This window comes from Alistipes sp. CAG:29 (genome assembly GCF_000435435.1).
In the GTDB taxonomy this organism is placed as follows: Bacteria; Bacteroidota; Bacteroidia; order Bacteroidales; family Rikenellaceae; genus Alistipes; species Alistipes onderdonkii.
This window is the reverse complement of sequence record NZ_FR893507.1, coordinates 46,543-63,162: the sequence shown is the minus strand read 5'-3', so window position 1 is coordinate 63,162 and position 16,620 is coordinate 46,543. Positions and strand designations below refer to the sequence as shown.

Below are 16,620 nucleotides of genomic sequence, written 5' to 3'. Positions count from 1 at the left end.
GGGTGGCCGGAGGCGCTTGCTGCCGGGGCGTTCGTTGCCGGATTACCGGTGGCGCTAACCCCTGCCGGTTGTGCCGTTGCGGCTGCCGGGGCTGCGGGGTTGCCGGAGGCATTTGCCGCCGGGGCGTTCGTTGCCGGATTTCCGGTCGCCGAAACCTCTGCCGCTTGTGCCGTTGCGGTTGCCGGCTGCCCGGCCGCTGCCGGAGCCGCCGCAGATGCGGGGCCCGCCGTGCGGGGGGTGAGGGTAGGAAGGGGATATTCCCCGGAAGATGTCAGAGAGTCATTTTTTTTTTGGCCGAGCCCTGCGATCTTCATCAGGCCCAGCTCGACGAACAACCGCTGGTTGGACGATTGCCGGATCTTCCCGTCGAGCTCCGTCAGGCAGGAGATGGCTCCGAACAGGAACTCGACATCGCAGGCGCCCGCCTGCGTCCGGTATCGTTCGAGCAGCGTCCCGGTCATTTCGATCAGCCGCAGCGTTTCGGGGCGCTTGGCCATCAGCAGGTCGCGCATGTGGCGGTTCAGCCCCGCCATGAAGGTCTGCCCCGAGAAACCCCGCGACAGCACGCTGTCGAATGTCACCAGCGTATCGACATAGTTGCCCGCGAGCAGCATCTCCGTGACGCCGAAGTAGGTGTCGTAGTCCAGGACGTTGAGCGTCTGGGCGACGTTGCGGTAATCGAGCGCCTTGCCGCAGAACGACACGGCCTTGTCGAACATCGACAGGGCGTCGCGCATACCCCCGTCGGCTTTCTGGGCAATGAGGTTGAGCGACTCTTCGTCGGCTGCGATGCCCTCCTGCGAGGCGATGTATTTGAGGTATTCGACGCCGTCCTCGACGCGGATGCGGTTGAAATCGTAGATTTGGCACCGCGAGAGGATGGTCGGGATGATCTTGTGTTTTTCGGTCGTCGCGAGAATGAAGATCGCGTGTGCGGGCGGCTCTTCGAGCGTCTTGAGGAAGGCGTTGAACGCCGCCGCCGAGAGCATGTGCACCTCGTCGATGATGAATACCGAGTAGCGCCCTACCTGCGGGATGATGCGCACCTGTTCGATCAGTGTGCGGATATCTTCTACCGAGTTGTTCGACGCGGCGTCCAGCTCGTGGATGTTCAACGAGCGCCCTTCGTTGAACGAACGGCACGATTCGCATTCGTTGCAGGCCTCCGATCCGTTGGGGTTCAGGCAGTTGATGGCCTTTGCGAAGATGCGGGCACAAGTGGTCTTGCCTACGCCGCGGGGGCCGCAGAACAGGTAGGCGTGAGCCAACTGCCCGCGCTCGATCGCATTTTTAAGCGTGGAGGTGATATGTTTCTGTCCGACGACCGAGGCGAAGGTCGCGGGGCGGTATTTCCGTGCGCTGACGATAAAATCACTCATAGTAGCGCAAAGATACGAATTAAGAATTAAATTAAAAATGAAACCCGCCTACAAAATGACAGCCCTCTCCCCATACCCGGGCAAAGGGCTGTGCCTGGCGGGCCGGGCAGCCTGTTGCACCCGCCCCTCCGGGCTGCCTGCCGTTTTTATTTGGCAGCGGCCTTCCGCAGTCCGAGGAGTCCGAGCAGTCCCGGGTGCGACGGTTGCGTCCGCTTGGCCGGCGGCAGGGATATTTGCGATCCCATCAATTCCTGAAACTCCTGGCTGAATCCCGTATCCATACCTGCAGATGAGGTGAATGTCAGTTCCCCGAATACGGGGTTTCCGGCGACTTCGTAAAGGTCGACCCGTACTTGGGGGAATCCTGATGAGAGCCGTTTGGCCGCATCGAGCATCCGGTCGAGGGATGCCGGACGCGGGATATCACACTGATGTGGGTCGTAATATTTTCCGGTGACGTAATGACCTATGTTTTTCCATGTCCTGGCATCGTACAATCCTGTTTTGACGTCGGATGGCGATTTACGGTTGTAGCAGACCATGCAACAATAGGGGTTGCCATCGAAACAGTAGAATTTATAGTCGATGAGCGAATTGCCGAATGCTGGTTCTGAGGGAAGGAGGCGTTCGGCGATAATGCGGGGTTTAATACCAAAATAGTGGTGTTCGGCCGTCATGCGGCCGAATTTCTTTCGCAGGGTGTGGTTGAGTGTACGGCGGATCGACCGGATATCGGCTTTTTGCCTGTCGTTCACGATGATAACTTGTCCGTAGCCGTTGTTGGTTTTCAGCACGAACGTGTCGGGGAGATTCCCCCCCCCGCTGAAGTCTATCTCCTCTGCGGATTCCCATACACCGTATAATTCGTTGAGCATCCATCCCAGCCCGCATTGCTCGACATACTCGCGGACGCGGTACTTGTCGGCCAGTTGCGACCAGCGGGTGGTGTCGGCATGGAGCATCATCCAGAGGACTTTTTCGTTGAAGGTTCGGGGGTTTTCGAGGTCGGGGTCGGTGCCGAATCGTTGCCGGTAGCGTATCCTGACCAGTTTTTCCGGGTTACGGTACGCATAGTAGCGCATCTGCAACCGCTGCCATTTGCGCAGCAGGAACGGGGGTTTACGGTATGTCATGAACGTGAAGAGTGAGAGTTAGGTGTTGCGAAGATAATACATTTCGGGCGATGTCCTGCTGTTTTATGCCGTATTGTGTAACTCTTCTGCAAAACAGCTGACGTTTTGGCGCCTCGTGTCAGTCCCGTGTGTGACAAAGGATGACACATTGGCCGGGAAGCCGGGTTGGCAGGCGTTTTGCGGGTGTAGTATACGAAAGTTTGAAAAACAAATTATCAGAGATATGAACATCAATACGTTAACTGTAAAAGCGCAGGAGGCTCTGCAAAGTGCATTGTCTCTTGCCCGGGAGCGCGGACAGCAGGCTGTCGAGCCGCTCCATATTCTGAGCGTGCTTGTCCGCGAGGACGATTCGCTCGCCACGTTCCTCCTGGGGCGTGTCGGGGTGAATGTCCGCGGCCTGCGCGACGAGGCCGACCGGGCCGTCGCGTCCCTGCCGAGGGTCGAGGGCGGCGGCGACCAGTTCTTTTCGCAGGACTCCTCGAAGGTGATCCAGCGCGCCGTGGACTTTACCCGGAACTTCGGCGACAAATACGCGTCGGTCGAGCACCTGCTGCTGGGGCTCGTCGCCGAGCGCGGGCAGGCCGCCGACATCCTCAAGCGCAGCGGTGCCACCGAGAAGGAACTCCTGGAGGCGATCCGCACCTTCCGCAAGGGGGCTACGGTCGATTCCCAGACCTCCGAGCAGCAGTTCGATGCGCTGGGCAAGTATGCCATCAACCTCAACGAACAGGCCCGTTCGGGCAAACTCGATCCGGTGATCGGCCGTGACGAGGAGATCCGCCGCGTGTTGCAAATCCTCTCGCGGCGTACCAAGAACAACCCGATCCTCGTGGGAGAGGCGGGTGTCGGCAAGACCGCCATCGCCGAGGGTATCGCACACCGGATCGTCGACGGCGACGTGCCCGAGAACCTCAAATCGAAGGTGATCTACTCGCTCGACATGGGTGCCCTGATCGCGGGTGCCAAGTATCAGGGCGAATTCGAGGAACGCCTGAAAGCCGTTGTGCAGGAAGTTGTGGCCAGCGACGGCGACATCCTGCTGTTCATCGACGAAATCCACACCCTCGTGGGCGCCGGCAAGTCGTCGGGTGCGATGGACGCCGCCAACATCCTCAAGCCCGCCCTTGCGCGGGGTGAGCTGCGGACGATCGGCGCCACGACGCTCGACGAGTTCCAGAAGTATTTCGAGCAGGACAAGGCCCTCGAACGCCGTTTCCAGAAGGTCATGGTCGACGAACCGAGCCCCGAGGATGCCATTTCGATCCTCCGCGGCCTGAAGGATCGTTACGAAAACCACCATCAGGTGCGGATCAGGGACGAGGCGATCGTGGCTGCCGTCGAGTTGTCGACGCGTTACATCACCTCGCGGTTCCTGCCCGACAAGGCCATCGACCTGGTGGACGAGGCGGCCTCGCGGCTGCGGCTGGAAATGAACTCCGTGCCCGAGGAGATCGACACCCTCGACCGGCGTGTGCGCCAGCTGGAGATCGAACGCGAAGCGATCCGCCGCGAGAAGGACAAGGAGCGCGTCGAGCACCTCACCAAGGAGATCGAGGAGCTCAAGGCCCGTGACGCCGAGATGCGTGCCAAGTGGCAGGGGCAGCGCGATCTCCTGAAAAAGATCCAGTCGAACAAAGACAAGATAGAAGCCCTGAAGATCGAGGCGCAGCAGGCCGAGCGCCAGGGCGATTACGGCAAGGTGGCCGAAATCCGCTACGGCAAGATCCAGGAGGCGGAAAAGGAGATCGCCGCGTTCCAGGAGGAATACAAACTGGCGTCGGCCAACGGCTCGATGATCAAGGAGGAGGTCGATGCGCAGGACGTCGCCGAGGTGGTGTCGCGCTGGACGGGCATCCCCGTGACGCGCATGCTGGCTTCCGAGCGCGAAAAACTGCTGCACATGGAGGACGAGCTGCACAAGCGCGTCATCGGGCAGGAGCAGGCCATCGCCGCCATCTCCGACGCCGTGCGCCGCTCGCGTGCCGGACTGAACGACCCCCGCAAACCGATCGGCTCGTTCATCTTCCTCGGCACCACCGGCGTCGGCAAGACCGAGCTGGCCAAGGCATTGGCCGAGTTCCTCTTCAACGACGACTCGATGATGACGCGTATCGACATGAGCGAATACCAGGAGCGTCACAGCGTGTCGCGTCTGGTCGGGGCGCCTCCGGGATATGTCGGTTACGACGAGGGCGGCCAGCTCACCGAGGCCGTGCGCCGCAAGCCCTATTCGGTCGTGCTGCTCGACGAGATCGAGAAGGCCCATCCCGACGTTTTCAACATCCTGTTGCAGGTGCTCGACGACGGCCGTCTGACCGATAACAAGGGCCGTACGGTGGATTTCCGCAATACGATCATCATCATGACCTCGAATATGGGTTCGCAGGTCATCCAGGAGAATTTCGCGGAGGCGTTCAACGGTGAGAAACTTGCCCCCGAAGTGGTCGAGAAGACCCGCCGGGATGTGATCGACCTGCTCAAGCAGCAGCTCAAGCCCGAGTTCCTCAACCGTATCGACGAAATCGTGATGTTCGAGCCGCTGACGCGCCGGGATATCGGGCGCATCGTGGACATTCAGCTCGGTGTGGTGCGCAGGATGCTTGCCGAAAACGGCATCCGCCTCGAATACACCGACAAGGCACGCGAATGGATCGCCGCCGCGGGTTACGACCCGCTCTATGGTGCGCGTCCCGTGAAGCGTACCATCCAGCGCTATGTGGTCAACGACCTCTCGAAGCGTATCCTTGCGGGCGACGTCAACCGTGAGCAGCCGATCCGCATCGACGCCGACGACAAGGGGCTGACCTTCGCGAACTGAAAAAACCGGATTGTGCCATAATAAGGCAGAGGTGGGAATTTCCCACCTCTTTTTAATTTACACCCGATTGTTTCCTGTTGCGTCCGAACAGGCTCTCGCAGCTCCAGCACAGCACCATTGGGAGTGAAAGCAGTAGATAGAGCAAAGTGAAGAACACGATCCCCATGAGTGCGATCGCCCACCTGATTGCACGGTCGGCGCATGTGCTGGCAGTCTGTTTCAGCCGTTCTGCCATGTCCGCTGCCATGGTCATTCTGTTTGACTTTTGCGTTTTTCGGTCAGCCACTGCTCGATCTGCTCGACCGGGGCGTCTTTGAGGATCACGCGTTTGTCCTTGTCGAGCAGGTAGAGCGTCGGCATCGCTTTGAGGTCATACAGCTGCCGCTCTGTTATTTTTTGCCCCGCGTCGTAGGCGTTTATCATCCCGGGAGGATATTCCGTGTTTCGCCAATGGGGAATGTCCCCTTCTGTGTAAAGCGCCAATACGGCGAGTTTTCCGCTTGCCGGGGCGCCGGTTCCCGTTTTGGCCGGCCCGGCCTGTTCGCGCAGCCGGCCGCCGATCACGGGGGACATGTCCATATATTCTTTTACACGGTTACAGTCCCCGCAGTCGGGGTTATTGAAGAACAGGATCGTGTAATCGGCTTCGATCTGCCTCATCCTGCTTCGTTTACCGGATTCGGATGTGTAATAGAAGTCCGCCGCGATATCGCCGGGACGGTTCTTGAGTGCCAGTTCCAACTGGTAGCGGGGGCGGAGTTTGCTGAGTGAATCCAGGTGCGGCGAATCCGTGAGGTATTGCAGTACGGGGATATAGAGTTCCTCGTTGCGCAGGGGGGAATTCGGGTCGTAGAGGTATTTTTCCGACAACTCTGTGAAATGGGCGAACATGGCGCTGTTGGCTGTGCTTGCCTCCATCATCCGCACCAGGGCGCTGTCTGCTGCCGAAATCGGCGCCGCCGTGAGCAGATCGATGAAATCGGCGAATGCCTGTTCGGTGATCTCGGGTCGGGATATCAGCGTGGTGTCCCTGAAGTCGAAATTGTCCCAGTAGTGTGCCGCGAGGTAATCCGCGCGGGCTTCGGGCGTGGTCAGTGCCGCGGGGATGTGGGGCAGTTTGAAATCCTGCGGGTGCTGTGGGGCGGAACCGGCCGCTGCGCTTGCGGCGTGCTGCCGCGGACAGCCCCACAGGCCGCAGGCGCAGCAAATGCAGAGCGCCGCCCGTGTGAAAATCCTGATCATACCCGCAGCCTGTGAATGTAATCTTTTCGCGGACTGACCAGCCGCCGTCTCCGGCGTACTTTCCGGAAATGGCAGGTTAAAACTACGGCTGTTGCCGTTGCGAATAGGCCTGCGAGCAGCAGGATAAAGTAAATCGTATGCGGTATTTCTTCGGGCATCGTCATCGTGTTTTTAATAATCGCTTACGCATCTGAGTTTGTAATGTTTGGTATTGTCGATGTCGTCAATTTTTTTTGTCGGGTATACCGCGGGCTTTCCCCGGGTGAAATCGACTACCCAGGCTCTATTGCTCTTGGTCGGGGCGCCGTCGTTGGGTTCCTCCGTGGCGCTCCAGTAAATCTTGCCGTTCATGCCCGTGGGGTCTGTCGGTTCGGGTATGGGTTTGGAGCTGTTGTTCTGCGGGTATCTGAGTGAATCTCTGTCTATGCCGTATATGGCATTGATGCCATCCTGCAGTACCATCATGATCATCAGCTCGCGCTGGGTGGGTAACCGCCATTTCCGGTTGGTATATTTACCGCTACTGTTTCCTTTGTGGCCGCCGAACCAAAAGCATCCTGTTTTAACGGTTACGTCTTTAAATTGTTCGTCTAACGTCAAGGATGCGTTGCCCTCTTCGCCCACTGCGTAATTCCACTCGCCCTGGACGGAACCTGTTGTCCACATCTCAGCGCCGCTTATCGGTACGTCGAAGGGCGATATGATGAACCGTGCCGAGACTTTGCTGTTGATATTGCGGTTGCGCCCGTTTCCGCGGGAGACCTGGTGGCGGGTCGTTCTTCCCACGTCGTCTACGATCACGGTTCCCAGAGGCCATTGCGCCGTTTCGGGCATTCCGTCGGCATAGAAGACTGCGAATTCCTGCTCGCCGCCGCCCTTGATCGGGAGCGTCTCTTTTTTGATGTATTGCGCCCGTACCCCGGCTGCGGGACAGAACACTGCCGACAGCACGAGCAGCATCAGCGAATAGCGATAGTAGTGTCTGGCATTCATTGTATATCGGGTTTTATTGCGGTTTTCGGGGCTTTTCAGCCCGGTTTTCTTGTGCTGGTATATTATTGTGTCTTAGTCTGTTGGCGGCTTGTTTCGGGCGCTAACTCAACGGGGGGGTCTTGTTTCGGGAGCTAACTCAACGGGGGGGGGGAATTCTGCATCCGCGTACGGCGGCTTTGATGTTGGCTGAGTTTGTCTTCGCCTCCACCAGCCCGTTTTTGCCTATCCGGTAAGATTGCTGCATCGAAGCCACTCCTCCCAAAAAGGTCGATGACCAGTAGTAGGGTTGCATCGCTGCGACCTGGGAGCCTCCGGCGACGTAGATGCCGACCAGTTGATGGATGGCGGGCAGGAACCACATATTCGGTGCTGGGCTTGGGAGCGGCTCCGTCAGGCCGTTGAGCTGCTTGTAACACATGTAGGCCGGGATAGGATGGCTCCAGGTGCCTGAATCTTGGCACAGCGTTTGTGTGTTCGCCAAACCGTCCGCCATGCCTGTCGGGGTGTTAGCCACGAGAACCACCGCCCACGGCACCCATGTGCCGTAGTCGCGGCTATCGCCGGGGGAAGGGACGTATTCGACATCCGTCGGCCATACCTCGAGTTCATCCGTGTAGCCCCAGCATTCGGAATTGTCTGCGGGGTTCTGGTATTTTTCGAATTTCCCGGCGAATTTCCCGGCAATGAATTTGACCACGCTGGAGTCGTCCGGGCTGTCGCTGACCAGCGTGATCCGGTAGTTGATCGCGTTGTTGGGGCGGATGCTGTAATCGTCGGTGAAGTTGGCCCCCAGGGGAATCATGTAGACGACGGTCTGGGTTATCGAACTGCCTGCGGTCTTTTTCCCCAGCAGTTGCAGGCTTGTGGCGAAGACCGGGGCGTTCAGGTAACGGGTCGAGACCACCGTCCCGGGAACGCTGTACTGCAGGTTGACGGGCAGGTAGAGGTTCTCCGCGGCGGGCACCAGCAGGGGAGTGTCCGCATTTCCCGGGGATGCGACGCCCACGCCCAGCACCCTGCTGTAATAGGGATCGGTTATCTGCAGTTCGGGGAAAGGCGCTTCGTATGCCTGCGGGATGTAAAATGACGCGGGCGGGATGGTGTTCAGCACGATGTCCCACTCGTCGTAGGCCTTCCGCATGGGCTCGGTCAGGAAAAAGCTGAAATTCACCTTGGCCACATTGCGCATGAGTTCGACACCGATCTGCGACCCCGAGGTGACGATCGTGACGGCCATGCCCGAGAAGACCGGGAGATCGGTTTGATTCCGGGGCACGAGCGGAAACGATGTGTCGGTTTCCCCGGTGCGGGAGATTCTTTCCTGCAGCAACGATTCGTATTTGGTGCCTTCGGTACCGGATGTTTTTTCCTGCAGTTTCCCCGCCAGGGCCGGATCGGCGTTGCCCAGAATAACGATCCTGTTTTTTTCCTTGCCGGAGTCCACCAACTCCAGTCCTGAGAATTCGTAACGCGTATAGTCGCCGTCCTCGGAGATATAAGCCGCTTTTTTGACCAGTTGCGCCTGGGTGCCGGTGCCGTTGAACTGCAGGATGTCGAGCCTGAATACTTTCTGGTCGTCGGGGATTGTGAATTCCCCGCTGCCGCCCGTCCGCGTCCGGGAAGCGGGTTGGGGGGCGGAAATCTCCGCGTCGACCAGCGCGGTGCCGCCGCCCGGCGCCGTGGCCCGTATGTTCTGCGTGGCCCGGGTCGGCGGTGCCGCGAAATCGGTCATTCGCAGCTCCAGACTCACGGGCACCAGTTCTCCGGAAGAGGTGCCGGCCAGCCCGGCCGGGTCGGCCGTCGGATCGTTCGTGCAGCTCCACGCCAGGCAGGCGGCGCAAAGCAGGTATATCGGTTTTTTCTTCATACTGGATACTGGGGTTCGTCGCTTACATTTCGCGGACGCAGCGGATAAAGGCCGCCTCCTGTTTGTTCCGGGTCGCTACCTTATAATTCCGTTTACCGCCGCCGAGTTTGGAGTAATAACCTTGTACATACCAGGCGGTCTCACTTTCGTCGACCTCGTTTTGGGTTCCCATATCGGCTTCCGTGGCAGTCCAGTAGGGTTTCGCATCCTCTTTTTCCAGGGTGGCGTCGGTCTTTCCTAAAAATCTTCCCATCTGGTTGCGGTTGAAAACGGCCCACATCATGATGAGCTTCATCTCGGTGACGCGGGGCAGCCGCCAGTCGGTGAAGCCGTTGCCACGGTAGTTCCGGCATACGTCCTTGGCGATCAGTCCGCCTCTGCCGTCCTGCCATACCACCGCCTTGCCGCCTACGTCGAGTGCGGTTACCTGCAGTTTGACGTAGGGTCGCTCGCAGTCGGAATATAATCTTCCGCCCTTGTTCTCCGGGACTGCGGGGCCGTTTCCGCCCAGCAGCACGGAACTCAGGTAGGTGTTGTTCAGATGGTCTGTGCGATAGATGAATTTATTCTTTGGAAGAGGTCTCGGGTCATCGTACATTACATACGGATCTTCCGTGGGATCCTTGGGGTAATTCAGTTCGGAGGTTTCGGAATGTTCTGCTATTTGCTGAGATTGGGTTAGAAAATAGTATCCTGTTCCCTGAGGAGGAGTTGGCCCCAAACTCAGGTCGAACGAGAACGTCGGGTTGTTCTCTGCGGTTTGGCCGAAGCCGGCGCTCGCATCGACGGAGTTCCAGCTTTGCAACGACAGAAACAGCAGCGAATTGTTGTATACGAGGTTGTAGGTGTTGATCCTGTTCGATTCGAATCCGTATGTGGTGTTGCGGCCGGCATCGGCGCCGGTGTTGAGCTGGCTCTTTTTGAGCGGGAATAGGCGCTGCTGGCCGTCGATCTGCAGGACGAATCCGAAATTGTCGTCCTTCACATCCTTGTCCATGAACGCCGGAACCAGGAATGTGAATTCTACCGGCTCGATCGTCGTCAGCATGGCGGTCGAGTCGTTCCATATTTTGCCTGGCTCCGACGTAGGTTTGACATAGCCCGTTGCCGGGTCGATGCCGCCCCGGTTTTTGATCCACTCGGCGGTCAGGTTGTCGATCGCCGTTTCGGTCACCTTGCCTATATTTTGGTTGTCGTTCTTATCCTCTTTCTTCGTGATCCGGAGCACTACTTTCGTGTAGGCATTCTTGAATCTGAGCTGGATGGGGTTTGCCAGCGGGTCTGCCGGGATATCGGTCTCTCCGGTGCTGCAAAGCAGCAGGTTGGCCTGGCCGTACTGCGGCTCGACGTTGACCTTATTCGTGAAATCGAAAGGAATGCTGTCTATTGTGGCTTTGGGGTCGTAAGGTGTGTAGGCCATTCGTCGGATCCGGGTTCCGGGAAAACCTTTGGGTGTAACCGGAGTCCCCTGGCTGTTCCAGTACTTCCACTCATCGTTATCCGTTCCGGTTCCGGTTATCTCCATCAGTCCCTGCATGTTGTCCGAGCCTTCGAATACCTCGCTCCCGTTAAGGTTGTAGAGGTGAATGCCGATAGCGTACTTCCCGACCGGGAAATACGCGTTCCCTCCGAAATCGGTACCCGGCCTGATGACCCGCGTGTCTGCTTCCGGGGCGGTTTCCACAGCAGTGGCGAAACTCAGCGCGACGGGTTTCTGCAATACGGCCGGCTCATCGGGAAACTCTTCCCAGGTACATGAACTCATTGCCAGACAGGACGCTGCGAACAAGAATATATAGCCGGGCGGCACACCGCGAATGCGACCGCACCCCGGCTCGTGCCGTCGGGAATTAGGTTTGGAATATCTGTTCAGAATTTTCATTTTCTTCCTGTTTTGCCCGCCGCCCCGCGGGCTGTGGTTACATCTGCACCTGTTCCTGCGGGCCATTGTTACATAGCTCCTGCCCCTCTCCGCGGGCCGTGGTTGCATTGCTTCTGCCCGCCGCCCCGCGGGCCCTCTCCGGTTGGCGGCCGTTTCGGGACTTTATGGCTGGCGCACGCAGCGGATGAAGTGCCTGGCGCTCTTGACGTCTTTATTGAATACCTCCGCCGTGTCTGTCGTAGTGAACGTGAAGGTCCAGGCCTCGGAGGATTTTAGGATCCGTCCCTCTCCGTATTCGGAACCGCTCCAGTAGACCGCATTCTCTCCGAAAGGCTCGAAGCCGCTGAGATCCTCCAATGCCGCCCTGTTTGCGTACATCAGTGCGAGTTCCGAAAGGCGGGGCAGCCGCCAGTCGCTGAATCCTCCGCCGTTGTAGGCGCGGCACATGTCGAATGCGGTCAGCGCCTGCCCTTCTTTCCAGGGAAACGTGTTATCCCCCTTGACGTTGACCAAATTGTTGGCGGCGATCATCAGCGTCGGGTATGCTCCTTCGGTTTTCAGGGCCGCGAAGTTGTACTGGGAAGGGTTGGCCTCGCCGTTTGCCGTTGCGTAGAGGTCGCCGTTCCAATTTCCCGGGTCTGCGCTGGACAAGTGTGCCCAAAAATTATCCGCCTCGCCGTAGAATGTGTTGTAATCGAATATGTTGCTCGGCTGGCGTCCCTTCCATGTCCGGGTTTTGACCGGGATGGGGCCCGTTTGTTTCGTATAGGTGATATCCCCGTTCAGGCCTTCGTAATTCATATAATATCCGATCTGCTGGTTCGGGGTGTCCTCTACGCCGGTTTCCCACGGCTCGATGGCCGTTGTGAAATCGAGTTTTTCCGGTATGGTTGCATCCGCTTCGTTGGCTGTTTCCTGGCCCGGGCCCGAGACGCTGTTGATGGTGAAGCGATACAGGTGGTTGCGGAGGATATCCGAAGTGAATGAGTCCTTCGACCCGCCGTCCAGCCCGGAGAAGTCGATTCGGTAATAGGTTGTCGGGCCGCCGTCGTATTTGCCGCCGATGATGAGCCTCGGGCGTTTGAGGTGATCGTCATCGTAGCGGGTGCCGCTCAGCTCATTTTCGACGAAGTAGATTGTATTTTTGATGTAAGTCCCTGAAATAATGGCGGAACTGGGGTATTGGCAAGTGCCATAGTTCACTAAAGTCTCTTTTATGCTTGCCTTTTTGACGGCGGGAATCGACGGGTCGAAAGTCTCTTTGTCGATGTTGAAAAATCTTTGCGCATCCTTACGGATACTACGCGTCTCTACCGATACCAGTTCGAAGGGGATTTTACCGGGGCCCGAATTGCTCCAGGTATTGTTTTTCTCGTTGTATTTTCCAACCCCAATATCCACCTTTGCGAACGCTCGCAAAAGCTTTATCGACAGGCCGTTCAGGCATTCGGATACCTTCAGGTCACTGCTTCCGTTAAGGTAGGCCATTCCTACGGTTTCGCAGTGGGTTAGCATGCTGTGTGTAATAGGGAGGGGGTACGTAGCCGTTAGGGCATTTGTAAGATCCTTATAAGGTTTTCCCAAATACTTAAATGGATCAGGATTGATTTTATGGTCAGTGGTTGGTTGTCCTACCACAATGATTTTCCATTTTTCACTGCCGGCAGTCTCGAGTAACTCTACCCGGTAACTCCCCGGTGATCCGTCCACGGGCTCTCCCTCGGACATGCGGCGTATTATATTCGGTTCGCCCGCTTCAAGTTGCAAAACCAAGATTTTTTCAACTTTCCCCTCGTTGTTGGTCTCGCTTGCCCGCGTAGCTTCCGCGCTGTTCCCCGTGTTTGCGATCGTTAGGATAACCTCCTCTGTTTTTACGGGGGCTTTCTGCTGCTCCCCGCCCAGATCCTTCAGGCATCCGCTTGGTAAAAGGAGTACGCATGCCAGCACGATCGCATGCAGGACGGGCAATTTCGCCGTAGCTATGATTCGTTTACTGTTCATTCATTACTGTCTTTCTGTCGCGCCTTTTGGGGTTTCGATACCGGAATGATCTTCGTTGTCTGCAAAGGTCGGGAGTGTTTTTTGTTATTCAGTTATCCAAAACGCTCAAAAAGTTATTCGGATAAAATATTTTAACCGCAGGCGTAGGCTCTTTGGCCTGTTTTTTCGTCTGTTTTGCCTGCGTTGCGGCCTTCCGGTAATGTATTACTTCTGCACATGCGTTGCTTTCCACCAGGCCGTTTTTTTATAAGCGGCATTCAGCTCCGGAAATTCGTCCTGTTCGATATAGGTCGTCAGCCCGCTGTGCGTCAGGATCGTGAAGCCGTTGTACCCGGCCATGAACTCCGGTGTCGCCGCTTTCCAGACGACTGTTTTTCGCAGCAGGGCATCCAGGTCGGCCTGCCGCTCCGGGGCGAGGTATGCCATATATTGCCCGAAATCGAAGTAACGGGGTCTGGCAGGGATGTCGCCGTAACTGCCGGGACGGTCGAAATGCTGGAGCTTGCCAAGCAAGGCGTCATCCCATCGTCCGTGTGTATTGCCCGTCGTTTTCCCGGCCAAAATTGCCAAGGCATCCATTTCCCGGGTGTATACGATGCTTTGCGTCGCCGAACGGTAAGCACCGTTCCGGGTATCGATGTAATTGAAATAGCTCCCGGCAAATTTTTCGAGGGCCTGCGGCACCCCCAGGCTTGTGTCGAAAAGGTATTGGAAAGCCGTGGGGTAGACGGGGGCATAACCCGGAACCAGCAGTTCTGCCGACGACGCCAGGAGATAGTCCGTCTTGTTACGCAGTTCATAGGCTACTTCGATTCCCGACATCAGGCATGCCTCGAAAATAATGAAATCGAATTGGTGGTCGGGGATTGCCGCTGCAAAGTCTGTGATCTCCATTTCCCTTGCCCCACCCGTTGTTCCGGGAGTTCGGTCGTCGCCGATCGTGCGTGTCGGGTCGGAAAGCGCACCGCACGGAAGCCATCCGCTTCCGTGCGAGGCAAAGATCAACCCGTAACTGTCCGAGGGATATTTTCGCACGACGTCGGCGAGTACGCGGCCGAAAACACCGGCCGAAGAGGAGTTCTCTTCCGGATACTCTTCAACGGTCTCGAGGACGGAGGAGGCATCGGAATGCCGGATGGTCAGTGCGAAAAGTTTCGGCGCAGCTTGCGGTGCGTCGTAGTAAATAAGGCATTTGCTACCCGTATCTTTCCAGCCTTGCCTGAGCAGTTCCGGTGTGCGGCCGATTTCCTCGAGGTTGTTGTCGCCGGCGAGGTAAACCAGTACGGTGCGTGTCGGCAGCTCGGCGCAGGGCTCCGGGACGGAGCCTTCGGAACAGGAGGCTGTGAACGGCAGGCACAACAACAGAAATCGGTGCGGTGCGGTGTGCCGGAGGAGCCTGTTCAGATTTGACGTTCTCATTTTTCCGTTGGAATTTCGTTCCCGCCTGTTTACGCGGTTGTTGTCGTGGCGGCACCTGTTATTTCGGCTGCATCCGCAGCCATAGTTTCCGGATCTGCATAGTTTCAGCCGGTGCATATTTCCTGCAGGCTCCGGGAATGTGTCCATCCCGGGATGACTCCCGGGCGTTCCGAATACGGGAGTCACGCTTGCCTCCCCCGGATTACAGTCCTCCGTGTTGTACCTTTACATCCCAGTCCTCGACCACGACGGAGATATCGACCGGGAAAGCCGCCTGTGAAAGCGTGCAGTACAGTTTGTAAACCTTGTTGGGCCGGATCGTATTGTCGAACGCGGGGATATGATCTCCGAAGAGGAACGGCTTGTAAGTCCATTTAGTGTCTTCTCCCCATGTCAGGTCGGCAAGAGTCAACCGAAGCCGGTTTTCCGGTTGTGCAAACTGCTGGGCCGGCAGGTAAAAGGAGAAAATTATTTTGTAGCCGCTTTTATCCGTACTTGTCGCTTTGTCCAATCGTGTTGTCGTACCGGACGTGAACGTGCGGTCGGCGCCCGGCGTCTGGTTGGGCGTTGCCGGGGCGAAATAGCCTTTCGCAGAGCTGCGTTCGACTTTCAGGGTCGATGCAGGAGTGACGTGACAGTCGAGAACGGCTTTTTCTTCTGCGCGCAGGTATACGTCCATGCGTGCTACGGCGCGCTCGATTTCGAGCGACAGGGCGGCTCCGTCCTCGGTGATCGTCACGTTGTCGGTCTGCCCGTAAAAAGGCAGGAAATAACTTTCGGTCTGCGAGGCGTCCCCCATCCCGATATTACGGTCGGGGGCTATATAGCCAGCCAGTGAGTACATTACGGCGTTTAGCTGGCCGGGCGTCCCGACGTTGTCCAGTTCGTCTTTCACCTCTGGCAGTTCGTTGACTACGGCGCAGAACGTCTTGCCGGAACCGACCTTGGCGCGCATTTTCAGTTGTATGCCGCCGTCCGGTGTGTCGAAGTATTGCATCCGATCCAGTTTGCCGCCGTCGAAAATATAGATGCGCACCGACTTTACGGCGGTTTCCGAGGCGTTGAGTTGATTGGTGTCATTCCCTCCGTTGGCTTGGGTGCGGATCGTAACGGGGGCTTCTTTTGTCTCCACGGGAGGTTGATCCAGGGTCTTGGAGCAAGCAGCCGCAAGGAATGTCATCAATGGTAATGTATATCGAATCAGTTTGCTCTTCATAGCCTTTTTGTTTTTGTCTTTCCTTCTGCGGAGAATGTCTAAAACTTGTAGCGCACGCCGGCGCTGATCTGCACGCCCTGAAGCGATTCTATGCTCATTATGGGGAACTTGTTGGTGGCATACTGCCAGCCGCATTTGATTTCGATGCAGATACGGCCGTTTTGCTGCGGGCAGAAGCTGACGCCCGCCTCTGGCCTTACTACGGCACCCCATGACTGGACTTCCGATTTGTTGATCAGTTCGCCTTCGATTCGGAATACGGCGTACTGTACGCCTATTCCGGCTCCGATGAACGGCCGTAGGCGGTGTTGCGGCGACGTCGTGGGGAACCAGCGGAAGTGGGCCGTAAGGGGCATGAGTGTCAGGCTGCGGTCGGACGGCCCTGTCACCAGGTCGCCTTCATACGTATCCCGGGTGTAATTACGCTCGGCTCCGCGGGTATATCCAATCCCGGCTCCGATGGAAACCGCGTTCGAAGCGCGCCATTCCCATTCGAGAACCGGGGATATGGTGGTCGCACGATTCAGGAAACCTTTGCCCGTGGGGATATACACACCCCATTGCAGGGACAGGGAGTGGCGGTGGTTGGCTTCCTGGGCGCCTGTGGAGATATGCCCCTGTCGCACATTGTGCAGAACCGGAGGAATACGGCTGAGGGTATCTCCCT

10 protein-coding genes and 1 pseudogene are annotated in these 16,620 nt (G+C 57.5%); 1 reads left to right on the top strand and 10 read right to left on the bottom strand.

What is annotated here, in order from left to right; all coding sequences use genetic code 11:
* A pseudogene (gene dnaX / locus QVP03_RS13125) lies at positions 1-1,379 on the bottom strand (DNA polymerase III subunit gamma/tau); the annotation flags it as partial.
* Between the two features lie 146 nt (positions 1,380-1,525).
* Positions 1,526-2,512, bottom strand: a complete 987-nt coding sequence (locus QVP03_RS13120) for an ATP-grasp fold amidoligase family protein (RefSeq protein WP_022333844.1) — start codon at positions 2,510-2,512, stop codon at positions 1,526-1,528.
* Between the two features lie 223 nt (positions 2,513-2,735).
* On the opposite strand from QVP03_RS13120, the gene clpB reads away from it, so the two are divergent.
* Entirely contained in the window at positions 2,736-5,333 is a 2,598-nt protein-coding gene (gene clpB, locus QVP03_RS13115; RefSeq protein ID WP_022333843.1) for an ATP-dependent chaperone ClpB, read from the top strand.
* 249 nt (positions 5,334-5,582) lie between these two features.
* Here clpB and QVP03_RS13110 read toward each other — a convergent pair whose 3' ends face one another.
* The 8 genes from QVP03_RS13110 to QVP03_RS13075 all read right to left on the bottom strand — a co-directional run bounded on the left by QVP03_RS13110 (position 5,583) and on the right by QVP03_RS13075 (position 16,579).
* Positions 5,583-6,575, bottom strand: a complete 993-nt coding sequence (locus QVP03_RS13110) for a DUF5106 domain-containing protein (RefSeq protein ID WP_022333841.1) — start codon at positions 6,573-6,575, stop codon at positions 5,583-5,585.
* A gap of 171 nt (positions 6,576-6,746) precedes the next feature.
* Positions 6,747-7,568, bottom strand: coding sequence for a DUF1566 domain-containing protein (locus tag QVP03_RS13105; RefSeq protein ID WP_022333840.1), 822 nt, complete (start codon positions 7,566-7,568; stop codon positions 6,747-6,749).
* Positions 7,569-7,704: 136 nt separating this feature from the next.
* Complete coding sequence (locus tag QVP03_RS13100; protein ID WP_022333839.1) at positions 7,705-9,435, bottom strand: DUF4906 domain-containing protein; 1,731 nt, start codon at positions 9,433-9,435, stop codon at positions 7,705-7,707.
* 22 nt (positions 9,436-9,457) lie between these two features.
* The gene (locus QVP03_RS13095; RefSeq protein WP_022333838.1) at positions 9,458-11,200 is read right to left on the bottom strand and encodes a fimbrillin family protein; all 1,743 of its coding nucleotides are present in this window, start codon (positions 11,198-11,200) and stop codon (positions 9,458-9,460) included.
* Between the two features lie 279 nt (positions 11,201-11,479).
* Complete coding sequence (locus QVP03_RS13090) at positions 11,480-13,318, bottom strand: DUF1566 domain-containing protein (protein WP_022333837.1); 1,839 nt, start codon at positions 13,316-13,318, stop codon at positions 11,480-11,482.
* Positions 13,319-13,522: 204 nt separating this feature from the next.
* Positions 13,523-14,737 (bottom strand): clostripain-related cysteine peptidase, encoded by a 1,215-nt coding sequence (locus QVP03_RS13085; protein ID WP_022333836.1) that lies wholly within the window; start codon positions 14,735-14,737, stop codon positions 13,523-13,525.
* Between the two features lie 202 nt (positions 14,738-14,939).
* Entirely contained in the window at positions 14,940-15,953 is a 1,014-nt protein-coding gene (locus tag QVP03_RS13080) for a FimB/Mfa2 family fimbrial subunit (RefSeq protein WP_022333835.1), read from the bottom strand.
* 38 nt (positions 15,954-15,991) lie between these two features.
* A complete protein-coding gene (locus QVP03_RS13075) occupies positions 15,992-16,579 on the bottom strand; it encodes a hypothetical protein (RefSeq protein WP_256128621.1) in 588 nt (195 codons plus the stop codon).
* Between the last annotated feature and the right edge of the window lie 41 nt (positions 16,580-16,620).